The sequence below is a fragment of the Lachnoclostridium sp. An76 genome (genome assembly GCF_002161355.1).
Classification (GTDB): Bacteria; Bacillota; Clostridia; order Lachnospirales; family Lachnospiraceae; genus Mediterraneibacter; species Mediterraneibacter caccavium.
Genome location: NZ_NFHL01000003.1, coordinates 362462 through 374033, shown reverse-complemented (window position 1 = coordinate 374033; position 11572 = coordinate 362462). Strand labels below are relative to the sequence as shown.

Sequence of the window (11572 nt, the reverse complement as noted above, 5' to 3'; positions counted from 1 at the left end):
CCATACCGGGTCTGGAGTTTCCCGTCTTTTTGGATCTGGGAAAGCCGTCCCAAAGCGTCATATCCGTATGCATAGGCTCCGCTCTCTGCCTCCAGTCCTCTTCTCTCCTTCGTGATCCCGGTCTTATTCCCTGTCAGGTCATACAGATACGTATACCGGTCTGAAACACCTTCCCTGTCCCTGTGCACCAGCTCCGTCAGCTGGCCTTTGCTGTCATAGGTATAAGCGCTCTCTGTCCCGTTGGGGAACTTCTTCTCCGCCAGCCTTCCAAAGGCGTCATAAGTGTAGGTGATGACCCGGTCCCCTTCCCTCATCTCAGAAAGCCTTACCTGTTCATCGTATCCGTAGGATACGGTCCTTCCATCCGGGTAGGTGATGCCTGTCCGCTCCCCGCTCTTTCCATAGGTATAGGATACTTCCCTGCCGTCCGGGTACTGTACGGCTGTCGCCCGCCCCAGGGCGTCCGGCGTGATCTTCGTCTCTCCCAGCCAGTCCTGCACAAGGATCAGCTGGCGCAGCGGGTTGTAGGACAGCTTCACTTCCCGCCCGTCCGCGTACTGGATCCGGGACAGGTCCCCCTGCTTTGTGTAGGCATACTTTGTCAGGAAGCCCTCCTTATCAAGCTTGGACAGGAGCTGTCCCTTTCTGTCATAGGCATACTGCTCTCTCTGTCCCAGGGCGTCGATGACCTCCGTCACCTGCCCTTTCAGGTCCCGGAGGTACCGGGTCACCTGGCAGGTCCGGTTCCTTCCGCTGCGGCGCTCCGCTTCCATCCACTCTTCGTCGATCCCGGCCGCGTCTGTGCAAGGAGCTCCCGCTTTCAAGCTCTCCAGGCTCCCCTCTTCCCCGTACTGGCGGATCTCCACCAGCCGGTCGCACACATCGTAGCTATACTCCGTCTCGTTTCCGAGGGCGTCGATGACTTTTGTGAGCTGCCCGGAAAGGGAATACTCATACCGGGTCGTATTCCCCAATCCGTCTATCATGGACGTCACGTTCCCAAGGGCGTCGTAAGTGTACCTCTTGCTCTCCCCGCCGCTCCCTCTGATCTCCGTGATCCGGTCCATGCAGTCATAAGTGTAGGAAAGCACGAACCCGGTGGGAAGGGTGTGGCTCTCCAGGTTCCCATTCCCGTCATAGGTGAAGGATTCCCCTGTCCCGTCGGGGTGGCGGATCTCCTTTAACTGCCCGCCCGGCAGATAGACGTACCGGGTAGTCCTTCCCGCCTCATCCGTCACGCTCTCCACCTCTCCCAGGGGCGTGTAGGTATAGCTCCGGCTCTCCCCCAGGGGCCCGGTCTCCCGGGTCAGGTTCCCGTTCCCGTCGTACTCCATCTGAACCACGTTCCCAAGGGCGTCCTCTGCCTGTATCAGGTTCCCTTCTCCGTCATAGGCATAGGTATAGCGGAGTCCTTCCTCTCCCTTCACTTCTGTCACCCGTCCCAGGGCATCATAAGTAAACGTGGTCTTTGCCCCGTTCTCATCTTCTTCCCCGGTGCGGTTGCCGTTGGCGTCGTAAGTGTACCGCACCACGCCCCCGTCCGCGTCTTTGATCCGGGTCAGCAGGTTGTGCTCATTGTAGATATAGGTGGTCCTGGCCCCGTCCGGCGTGGTCACCCGGGCCAGGTTCCACATGCTGTCATAGGTCAGAAGGGTCTCTCTTCCCTCTTTGTCCGTCACCCTGCCGGGGCGGTTCAGGGCATTGTATTCCCTCCGGATGCTGTGCCCGTCGAAATCCGTGACCTTCGTCACCTTTCCGCTTAAGTTGTACTCGTAATACCGGCGGTTTCCCTCTGCGTTCTCGATCTCTGTCACATTCCCCATGACGTCATAGGCGTACCGGGTCCGGTTCCCGTTCCCGTCCACGCTTTCTGTCACCCGGTTCAGGGAATCGTATGTATACCGGGTCAGGCTCCCGGACGCGTCCCTGAGCCCGGTAATGTTCCCCCGGCTGTCATAGGCCAGGCCCACTTCGCTCCCGTCCGGCTGCACGATCCGCTCCGGCCAGCCGGCGCTGTTATAGGTGATCTCCGTCTGGTTTCCCAGGGCGTCCTTCATGGACAGGAGCCGCCCCTCCCCGTCGTACGTCCCTTTCAGCTTTTCCTTCCCATTGACCCGCACCTCTGCAGGGCGGTTCTTCTCCCCGTACCGGATCTCTGTCCGGTTCCCCAGGGCGTCGATGACCCGGGTCAGGTTCCCTGCCGGGTCGTAGGCGTACTGGGTCCGGTTCCCCAGGCGGTCCACGTACAGCGTCCTCTGGTTGTTCTGGTTGTAGGCGAACCGCTCCTCCCCGTTGCTGTAGATATGTTTGACATCCCGGTACCTGTCGTCGTGGAGGTAGGTCACTTTGCTTCCGTTGCGCTCCGTCAGCTCCACGCTTTTTTTCCTGTCATCATAGGCATAGGTCATCCGGGTGCCGTCCGGGAACTCCTGCTGAAGGGTCCGCCCCTCTTCGTCGAACCGGTTCTCCACGGTCACGGTCCCCAGCGGGTTCTCCACACTCTCCAGCTTCCCGCCCGGTGTATAGCAATATCGGAAGACGCCGCCGTCCGGCAGCCGCGCCTCCCGCAAAAGCCCGTCCCGGTAGGTGTAGGACACCCGGCGGCCCGTGTGGTCCTCCACAGATGCCAGAAGCCCGTCCTCATGGCAGGCAAAGGCGAACCATTCCCCGGTGTCCTTTTCCACCCGCTTTAAGCGGCCCCCTTCCCCTTCTTCATAGTCGAAGCGGATCCGGCTCCCGGACAGCTCCCGGATCTCCAGGCACCGGCCGTCCCGGTCAAATCGGTACTGTCTCTGCCCCCTGGTCAGGTACCCGTACCCGTCCCCGGTCTCCGTAAATGTCCCCTCGCTGGCGAACAGGGGCAGGTACTTCCCATCCTTTTGGAAGAACCGCTCCTCTTTCCCGTCCTCTTTAAGCAGCACGGCCTCCCCGCCGTCCAGCCTCACGCACACTTCATAGTTGTGGTTCCAGTCCTTCCCCATGGCCCCCTTCCGGCCGTTGATGGCGTTGTAAAACCGCCGGAACCCAAAGGGCTCCCGCCCCGGGACCTCCAGGTCTGTCCGGTCGTAGATGAAGTTCCCGGTGCTTAAGTTCACCGGGTCTTTGGAGAACACCTGGCAGACGGTCTCCGCCCCTTTTACGCTGGCCAGCAGCTTTTCCACCGCGGCCTGGGCGTCCTCTGTCACCTTCTCCCATTTTGCCCGCACTTCCCCCAGGGCGCTCTGGAACGCGGCGTAATCCGTGGTCAGCGGCGTCCCCGCCAGGAAGTCCCGGATCCCTTCCAGGAGCCCTGTGATCTGGGCGGTGGTGCTGGTCAGCTCCCGGGTCTGGGCTGCGTATTCCTCATCCACCGCGGGGATCAGCTCGCAGGCCCGCGCCCGGCACTCCTCCAGCTTCTGGAGGGCCTCGTCCATCCGGTCGGTCTTCAGGGACTGCCGCAGGCTGTACAGCGCGGTGAAGGCATCCCCGTACTGTACGTCCCGGGGCACGCTGTTCAGGGCGCTCTCCACCTTGTCCGCGCAGCTTTTCATGGCGGAGACGTGCTCTTTGCACTGTTCCAGGATGGTCTTTAAATCCTGGCACATGGTCTCGATCTCTGAGGTCTGGAATACTCGGTTCATTACTTTTTCCCTCTCTTTTTTATCTCAATGTATGTACTTCTGTTTATTGCTTTTTCTTTAGCCAGACAATCTGACAGATAATATATGGGATGCTGTAAAACAATGCTAATAACACTGAATAAACCGGGATGATCCATAAAACAGCAAAAAATACTTTTTGGCGCAGTGTCCTTCCTGGCAGCCACCCTGCCGTTACAAGGATCCCGCACATCAGGGAAAAGATAATATATCCCCCCAGCACCGCAGCAAATAAAATATACAAAAATTGATTGTCTATCTCTATGATCCGTGCCTTGTCAGCTGTTACAGCTCCTATGCCCCCATAACATAATGCACCTGAGAAAAATGCTGCAGCTGCCAGAATCAGATTTCTTTTTCTTTTTTCCCGTTGTACTTCTTCCATTTCCATAATTCTCCTCACATAAATCTTTTTTTGAATTACCGGCTCTCCAGATAAATCTGGTATTTTCCAGGAAATATTCGCACTCTGAGCAAAACCGCTTAGCGGCAGCTGCCTTTGGATCAGAGCCTCCAGTTTCCTTGTTGTAAACCATCCTTTTCGCCTCTGTTGGAAGACTTGTTACAAATGAGTTTTTTTCTTTCCATAACTGGCGAAATGCTTTCTCTCATCATTCAGCCTGTCCATCAGAATGTTTATATTTTCATTATGTTTTCGGATTTTTATTGGCTTGCCGTCTTTTATATTTATAATCAGATATTCTTTGTCAGCTTTACTTTTATATTCCTTCACATCCGTAATCTGGGAAAACTCCACGCTCCTCGTCTTTTTCAGAAATTCTTTTCTGTAAATCTTATCCTTTACTTCTGTCTTATCGCACAGATAACTTCCTGTATAATATATAGTGGACAGAAATACCCCGCCCAGCAGCAGGTACATCCAGAGCTTCCCGTCCCCTGAAACAATCAGGATTATTAGAAAAACTCCATAACCGATAGCCCCCAAAATCGGAAGCGCTTTTTGAACGGCCATTGGCTCTACAATACAGTGGTCCCTGTCAGAAGGTATCAGTTCTTCGCCGGTTATACCCAGTCTCTTCAAAAGAATGGGTAATTCATATACATCTCCCATAGCATCTGTTTCATACTGAAACAGCCTCTTATCTCCCTGATAAAATTTATACTTCCGACGCCTTTTCTCTGTATACCGGGTAATGTCCTCCAGCCGGAATCTTTTTGTAACGCCTAATGCGGACCGGTAAATGATCCCCGATTCGTCAAACTCGATTTTCCATATGTATCCATAACATGCAAGGATTATCCCCAATAACATAAAACCCGTAAATGTAGAAAAACAGATCATAAAAAATATAATTTCATCTATTTGACCAACGTATTTCCAATCATATACCTGACTTAAAATAAAAATAATATTTGTCAATCCTGCAAAGCAGCCGCAGGGCAGCCCGGCTTTCAGGATATCCGGAGCTTTAATCATATACTTTTTCTCTTGCCCGGTGCTCTTTTTCCCCGCTTTTCTTTTTCCCCGGTCTGCCCGGTATCTGTTCATTACATATGTGGCTATTATTATAGTTATAAGTATAACCGCCGCTGATATAAGCACTTCTGCATTCATTTCATTTTCTCCTGTGGAACCCGTATTTTATTCCAAAGAATTTTATTAAATTAAAGCCCCCCAGCATTGCGAGCATTGACAATAAATAACACACGATGCTTGCCATTTGCAAAATATTTTTGTAATTCATCCCTGAAAACATTATTTTAGCCAATAAAATACCCGCTGCTCCCAAATAAAGAAATACTAATCGTGAATTTGTCTTTTTCAATTTCTGATACGAGTTCCTTTTGATTAAATAAATAATAATTCCGACATACAATACCGCAATAAGCAGATAGGACAAAACAATACATATAGCAAATTTTTCATAGTGCTCTTGCTCCAACACAGAAAATGCTATTTTAGTTCCCAGCATAGCAAAAAATATACTCAGAAAAATACTCCAGATGCCGTATATCCAAAAAATTTTTTCTCCTTTTACAGTTGTCCTGTTAAACGTCAGAATAATATTACACGCAGTCACTGTTAACATCACTATGTTAATTATCAAAAAGTGACTCTCTATGACACAGCCCACTGCCAATAGCATGATACTCAGAATATCCATATCGATAATCTGCTTTTTAGGAATCTCCTGCGTTATTCCATAATACAAAAAATCCTTTACATTTTCTTTCATAAATTATGATCCTTTTTATCCCCTGTTAAATCCAAATATTTTTTGAATTTCCGGCCCTGAGGTCCCTGTTCTGGCATTAAAAATTTAATTTTTCTTTATTATCCCCAATTTCACCTGGCTATTGGATTTTTTATTCTCTGTACAGCAAAAACGGATTTCATCTCCACTAATATTCCATACAATAAATTCTACCTTTCTCTCCCCCTTTTCGTATGAACTAATTACTAGCATATACTCTGGATTTTCTAATTCATCACATATCGCGCATATATTTTCCAAATTCGCATCATTAAGATGTCCTCTTAAAAAATTCTTTTGTATTTTTTCAAATTTGGTCAAATTTTCACTATATAAAATATTAGTATAAAAATCCATAAAATTAACTTTTGTATATTGTTTTAACACCATTTCTTCATTCTCAATTTCTGCTATTTCATATGTTTCATGCCCCACTTTGTTGAATCTTACTTTCCCTAACTCTGAAATATATATCTGAATCACAATATTATTTTTCTGGAAAAATGCATAAACTTTTTTCGGTTGAAAAATTATTGACATAGTATCATGAAACTTGTAATCTTTCAGTACACCTGATTCATCTAAAATTTTATGCACTCTTTTAACCGCATTTCTGATCTGTATCCCATTTTTCCATTTAAATTTATTCTGTAATCCGTATGGCAATATATCTTTCATTTCTTTTATATTGTGTGTACTCTCCAGCGCAAGCACACACAAATCAAGATTGGTTAATATCATGGTATAATCTCCTTTATCCAAATACATTTTGTTTTAACTATTCCATCCGCTAAGACAGCCGCAGCCATACCAACAACAAAACCTGCCACTGCTCCTGCTGCAGTCCCGGCACCTGGTATAACACTACCTATTGCTGACCCTATTGCAACTGCTGATCCCATTGACCATGCTGCCTCCACTGATGAATTAACTATTTTTCTTTAACAGATAAGCTGGAATCTCTGTTATATTCAGTAATAAAACTTACTCCCCCATTTAGAATTAATGAACCTTTGCTTACTTTATTTAAAATATTTTGTGTTTTATACGCCCTTCCTAATGCATCATTCCGTTTTAATAACTTTGCCTTCGATATCCTCCTAGCCCCACCTATTCCCCCTTAGTAGTTAACACTGTCCGATATATTAACAAGTGCTCTATTCCTCAATTTAATCCTGTATGTTCTTTTATTCTTCTAACCTATATATCTCCACATTATTCTCCAGCAATGTAACCAGAAAGTTCTCATAATTATTTGTCAGTCTATCAATTGTCTTTATCTTTTTCCCCGAAAAATAAATCCGTAACTCATCCTTTCTCCCAATTTGAACCTTCTCAATTTCTTTTATCCTAATTTTAATCCTTGGTTTAAGAATATTATAAAAACAGATTTGTTCTCCCTGTACCACAACTCTCCATCTTGATTTTACAAATATACCAACCATACCAATAAGAGCAAAAATGGCGGAAAATACCAAATGCCCCTGGGACACTTCACCTAATTTTCTATCATATAGAAATGCAAAAATGCAAAAGGCTATCCCTCCCCCCCCTGTGATCATCAAGCACAACTGTCCAAATGCAGCAGGGAAATCCACAATATAACTCCTCTCACTATTGGTACAAATATCCTCCTGTTTACTTATGTCCGGCAATAACGCTTTGATAAAAAATATTCCTGCCAGTAAGATTATCACTTGAATCCATTTATCCATGCTGTTTTACTACTCCTCACTTTCTGTTCTCCTGATTACGGTTCCCAAATGAGAATTCGGCAGATAAAGCACTTCTATATAATCTCCAACATGTACATAACTTGTTCTTGCTTCAACATATACCTTTTTTGATCCGCTTTTGACCCAAAATGAGCGCATATGCCAATTTACATCCGTTTTTCCGGTATCACTGCTTGCCGCAAAACCCTTTATAAATTTATAATCTTTATTGATTACATACGGTATATCTAAAAGTGCTGGATATATAGAGCCTATATTGATAATAATCAACCATGCTCCAATAACAATTTTTAATAAAATATTTATCCATTTTTCTTTGCTTTTCTTGATTGTGTCTAATTCTATTAATTTTTTTCTTTTAAAAACTTTTACTACAAACCAAATAGCAAAAACTTCGATAATGAAAAACAACCCATAGCGTGTTACTAAAGTATATGTATCCATGTTCTTTTCTCCAATCGCTGCACTGTGCGCAGATCTCAATTATTTTATTTTTGTATATGCATTTTTAATTATCGCAAGACACCTCTAACCAAACATCTTTATCTTGAATAAATTCCTCTATAAAATCCGGAATGTTCGGACAAATAGATTTTAAAATTTCAATTGGTCTCACAGCACCCTTAAAAGCTTCCTCTGATAATTCCAATACATCTTGGATATATATTTTTTTCGCTTTCATAAGTTCTTTTAAGCCTTTATTAATATAATATTTTCTATTAGAATTTAGCAACCTTTGTATTCTTGGATTTTCAAGCAGGTTCTTATAATTATATTTATAAGAATTTCCTATTTTTGCCAACGGATCCGTATTAATATTTCCTTTTATTTTTAAACCATTAAATACAAATCCAAAAGCTCCATTTAATAATGCATCTTGACCTGCTTCAACTAAAACTGATTGAATACTTTTGTCGTAATCCGGCTCTGTCACAGCTTTTATCCCCTCGCTTACCAATGTAGTGGTTCCTCCCGACACCGCTGCTCCCACTACTGGACCCGCATATAATGTAGTAACTCCACCCGCAGCTCCACCCACTGCAGAGCCAACATAATCCTGCCAAGAAGAAATATGGATTTCCTGAGTTACAATACTTGTTACGACATCAGAAGCCACTTGAGAAACAACACCTGCAATCGCACCAACACCCGCCGCAATTGCATCGTCAATTCCAAACCAAAAACCTGTTTTGTCTGTCTTTATCATTGGCATATTTATACAATATATATAACCATTAAAGCATTCCGGATTGCTGTAAACTCCTACAATCCGATCTATCCCCACAAATCTCCCCGCATCCGCCTGATACTCCTTCGCCTGAGCATAATAGCTTCCTGCTATATTATCTCTCTGATACCCCGTATACCCAAACGGCTGCATCTCCCCTCTTCTTTTACCGGCAGGTTATGTTATTCTCCTCATCAGGTCAATGGTATAGAGGCGCCGATTCCGGTTCCCAACCTCCGTCCCGCTCACAGCTTTGAGATGACTTCCCTAGCGCCTTTTCATCATGATTCATTGTGTTGCACGGACTCTTTACCACTCCATATAAAAGCCAATATTTTTACAGGAATTTATATAGTCCCCCGTTTAATACAGAGTGATATTGTCAAGATTAGTTGACACATTTTTCTCAAGGATATCACTGACTATGCAGCCACCTCCAAAGCCTCATAGTACTGCCTGCGTTTTACCATGGGAGGAAGGCCGCCATTGGCAGAGCAGATCCTCCGGTTGTTCCAGTAGCTGAGGAAGTATCTCCAGATAAGTACCTTTAGTTCTTCTACTTCCATCTGCTTTGTGTCATAACGGTCATAAAGAAGCTCCGTCTTCATTCTGGCCCACATGCTCTCGCAGCGTGCATTATCATGGCAGCGCCCTCCGGCACTGTTCATGCTTTGATGGATATGATGCTCCCGGATGGTCTGACGGTAGGACTCGCTGGTATACTGTGTCCCGCGGTCACTGTGGATGACAGCGCCTTCCAACGCAGGATAGGCAGTCAGGGCGTTTTCCAATGTATGGATACATAGATCGGCTTTCATATTTGTTTCCATTGCCAGACCGAGGACACTAAGATCAAAGCAGTCAAAAATCGCAGATACATACAGTTTACATACAGTTTCCCATTGGATGCCGGAATCTCCGTGATATCCGTAATACATTTTTCTAATGGGGTATCAGAACGGAAATCCCGTTTTAGCAGATCATCCGATTTCATGGCTTCACGATCAGCCTTTGTGATCCCGTTGGGTTTTCTCTTAGGTCGATGGCTAAGGCCAATCTGATCCATAACTCGGTATACGGTTCTCTCACTGGGAATATGCACTCCTTCCGGCTGTTTCAGCAACAATGCCTGGTACATCCGGATTCGACCATAAGTATCGTTACATTCATCTTCACTGACGATTTCTTTCATGGCATCTGCCAAATCCTGGTACTTCCAGGGACGGTCTTTATTTGCGAGATATTTATAGAAGCCTTGGCGGCTGACCCCAAGCATTCTGCAGTAAAACGAGATTTTCCCGGTAATCCTGCCGTCTTCTGTCTTCAGGGCCAGAAAGATCATTCTCTGGTTTTTGCCGACTTCCGACGGCTGGCGGCGAAAAAAGCACTGGCTTCCTCCAGGAATTCGTTTTCTTCCTTCAGGCGACGGATTTCCTTATCCTGTTCCTTTACCCGTTTGCGCAGCATGGTAATTTCTTCTGCCAGGCTCATTGCGCTGGTGGGAGTATGGGAGCCTTCTCCGATATCCAGCTTACCGGCTCTAACAGCTTTCAGCCAGGTATGGATGGTTCCTTCTGGGATTCCTAATTCTTTAGCAGCCTTAGCGCCGCCGATTTCCTTGGCAAGTTTTACTGCCTGTACTTTGTATTCATGGTCATATTTACGTGCCACTTTGAATGCCTCCTTATTCTCTTGGTTTTATTATGAAATCCTTGAGAATAAGCTGTCAACTTTTTTTATACCACACCAGAGGATTGTTATTCTCTTCATAATAATCACTTTTCAATATTCCATTTTATCGCTCGTTGAGCGCATAAGCAGCCAGTCTGGTTTCTCCCCACGGACTTTTCAACAGTGCCTCTCCATTTATAATTCCAGCTCTTATGACTTCAATCGGTTCTTGCAAGTCAGAAAGAGGCAACTCCTCAATTCGCACAGTTTTAATTAATTCTTCTACTGTTTCAAACATTTCACTGTCAAAAACAAAGCGAATATTTTCTTTTCTCTCCTCTGCATTTTGAGGATACACACAAGATCCCATACAATGCACTTCATTATGATACTGAAAATCAATCAAACAAAATGCCAGCCCGTTTTCATAATCACTACGAATAATTTCTATTACATCCGTAATACGGATTATTAAATTTTGTTTCTTTTTTCTTCTAAAATTAAACATCTCTATTTTCTCCTAATACAAAGTTTTATTTACAGCTATTTTTTGAAATGTCACTTCCAAAATAATCCATATAAAATACTTGTTAGATTTAATATGCTTCTCTCATTATTCTCTTTCAATAATATAACCAACCTTTGTGTTTGGAAGATATCTTACTTTGATTTGTTCTCCCAAATCTACCCCTTTATCATAAACTTTAAGATAAACTTTTTCTTTTGAGCTGTCATCCTGCACGTATATGCTTCTTAAACTATCCTTCTTTTCTCCTGCCATGGCTCCTGATATGACAAGTCCCGAAACTTCTCTTAAGTCTCCTTTCACGAGGTATGGCAAATCAAGAAAGCAAGGAATAGCCAACACTCCCCAACAAATGAGAACCCCTATAAAACTCATCACATCCAGTCTCTTTTCCCATTTTTTATATCTTTTCTTCTGGTTTTCTGATGTCGGTATTACCTTTATAAATAATGTGTGTTTTTTCTTATGCCCAATCCACATAAAGGTGACTATAACCGTCAGCAATATAAATCCCACTGTCCTAATTATTAAATAGCTCATCATTAAATCCTCTTTTA

General features: G+C 45.0%; 12 protein-coding genes and 1 pseudogene. All 13 read right to left on the bottom strand.

Translation table 11 applies throughout. The features are described from left to right. The coding region (locus tag B5G27_RS08530; RefSeq protein WP_087178464.1) for a DUF6531 domain-containing protein at positions 1 to 3620 on the bottom strand (3620 nt) is incomplete at its 3' end. A gap of 43 nt (positions 3621 to 3663) precedes the next feature. Further along, positions 3664 to 4023: a hypothetical protein gene (locus B5G27_RS08525; RefSeq protein ID WP_087178463.1), complete on the bottom strand. Its 360-nt coding sequence runs from the start codon at positions 4021 to 4023 to the stop codon at positions 3664 to 3666. A 177-nt stretch (positions 4024 to 4200) separates the two neighbouring features. Then, a complete protein-coding gene (locus tag B5G27_RS08520; RefSeq protein WP_087178462.1) occupies positions 4201 to 5214 on the bottom strand; it encodes a DUF6560 family protein in 1014 nt (337 codons plus the stop codon). 1 nt (position 5215) lies between these two features. Continuing rightward, on the bottom strand, positions 5216 to 5836 hold the full coding sequence (locus tag B5G27_RS08515; protein WP_087178461.1) for a hypothetical protein: 621 nt from the start codon (positions 5834 to 5836) through the stop codon (positions 5216 to 5218). A gap of 84 nt (positions 5837 to 5920) precedes the next feature. Beyond that, positions 5921 to 6595, bottom strand: coding sequence for a hypothetical protein (locus B5G27_RS08510; RefSeq protein WP_087178460.1), 675 nt, complete (start codon positions 6593 to 6595; stop codon positions 5921 to 5923). Then, positions 6592 to 6756, bottom strand: coding sequence for a hypothetical protein (locus B5G27_RS16015; RefSeq protein WP_162611222.1), 165 nt, complete (start codon positions 6754 to 6756; stop codon positions 6592 to 6594). The genes B5G27_RS08510 and B5G27_RS16015 overlap by 4 nt, the downstream gene beginning before the upstream one ends. A gap of 285 nt (positions 6757 to 7041) precedes the next feature. Beyond that, positions 7042 to 7569: a hypothetical protein gene (locus B5G27_RS08505; RefSeq protein WP_087178459.1), complete on the bottom strand. Its 528-nt coding sequence runs from the start codon at positions 7567 to 7569 to the stop codon at positions 7042 to 7044. A 9-nt stretch (positions 7570 to 7578) separates the two neighbouring features. Next, positions 7579 to 8034 carry a hypothetical protein gene (locus B5G27_RS08500; protein ID WP_087178458.1) on the bottom strand — a complete coding sequence of 152 codons (456 nt, stop codon included), beginning with the start codon at positions 8032 to 8034 and terminating at the stop codon, positions 7579 to 7581. Positions 8035 to 8098: 64 nt separating this feature from the next. Next, complete coding sequence (locus tag B5G27_RS08495; RefSeq protein WP_087178457.1) at positions 8099 to 8971, bottom strand: RHS repeat-associated core domain-containing protein; 873 nt, start codon at positions 8969 to 8971, stop codon at positions 8099 to 8101. Positions 8972 to 9240: 269 nt separating this feature from the next. Further along, positions 9241 to 10160, bottom strand: a pseudogene (locus B5G27_RS16900) (IS3 family transposase). Then, positions 10157 to 10489: a transposase gene (locus tag B5G27_RS08485; protein WP_087178456.1), complete on the bottom strand. Its 333-nt coding sequence runs from the start codon at positions 10487 to 10489 to the stop codon at positions 10157 to 10159. Before B5G27_RS08485 ends, B5G27_RS16900 begins: the two are co-directional and overlap by 4 nt. Positions 10490 to 10613: 124 nt before the next feature. Next, a complete protein-coding gene (locus B5G27_RS08480) occupies positions 10614 to 10997 on the bottom strand; it encodes a hypothetical protein (RefSeq protein WP_087178455.1) in 384 nt (127 codons plus the stop codon). A 105-nt stretch (positions 10998 to 11102) separates the two neighbouring features. After that, positions 11103 to 11558: a hypothetical protein gene (locus B5G27_RS08475; protein WP_143449664.1), complete on the bottom strand. Its 456-nt coding sequence runs from the start codon at positions 11556 to 11558 to the stop codon at positions 11103 to 11105. Between the last annotated feature and the right edge of the window lie 14 nt (positions 11559 to 11572).

Excerpts from the sequence above, each read along its gene's own strand:
- B5G27_RS08525 (WP_087178463.1), bottom strand. The coding sequence starts at position 4,023 with ATGGAAGAAGTACAACGGGAAAAAAGAAAAAGAAATCTGATTCTGGCA.
- B5G27_RS08475 (WP_143449664.1), bottom strand. The coding sequence starts at position 11,558 with ATGATGAGCTATTTAATAATTAGGACAGTGGGATTTATATTGCTGACG.
- B5G27_RS08510 (WP_087178460.1), bottom strand. The coding sequence starts at position 6,595 with ATGATATTAACCAATCTTGATTTGTGTGTGCTTGCGCTGGAGAGTACA.
- B5G27_RS16015 (WP_162611222.1), bottom strand. The coding sequence starts at position 6,756 with ATGGGATCAGCAGTTGCAATAGGGTCAGCAATAGGTAGTGTTATACCA.
- B5G27_RS08480 (WP_087178455.1), bottom strand. The coding sequence starts at position 10,997 with ATGTTTAATTTTAGAAGAAAAAAGAAACAAAATTTAATAATCCGTATT.
- B5G27_RS08515 (WP_087178461.1), bottom strand. The coding sequence starts at position 5,836 with ATGAAAGAAAATGTAAAGGATTTTTTGTATTATGGAATAACGCAGGAG.
- B5G27_RS08495 (WP_087178457.1), bottom strand. The coding sequence starts at position 8,971 with ATGCAGCCGTTTGGGTATACGGGGTATCAGAGAGATAATATAGCAGGA.
- B5G27_RS08500 (WP_087178458.1), bottom strand. The coding sequence starts at position 8,034 with ATGGATACATATACTTTAGTAACACGCTATGGGTTGTTTTTCATTATC.
- B5G27_RS08505 (WP_087178459.1), bottom strand. The coding sequence starts at position 7,569 with ATGGATAAATGGATTCAAGTGATAATCTTACTGGCAGGAATATTTTTT.
- B5G27_RS08520 (WP_087178462.1), bottom strand. The coding sequence starts at position 5,214 with ATGAATGCAGAAGTGCTTATATCAGCGGCGGTTATACTTATAACTATA.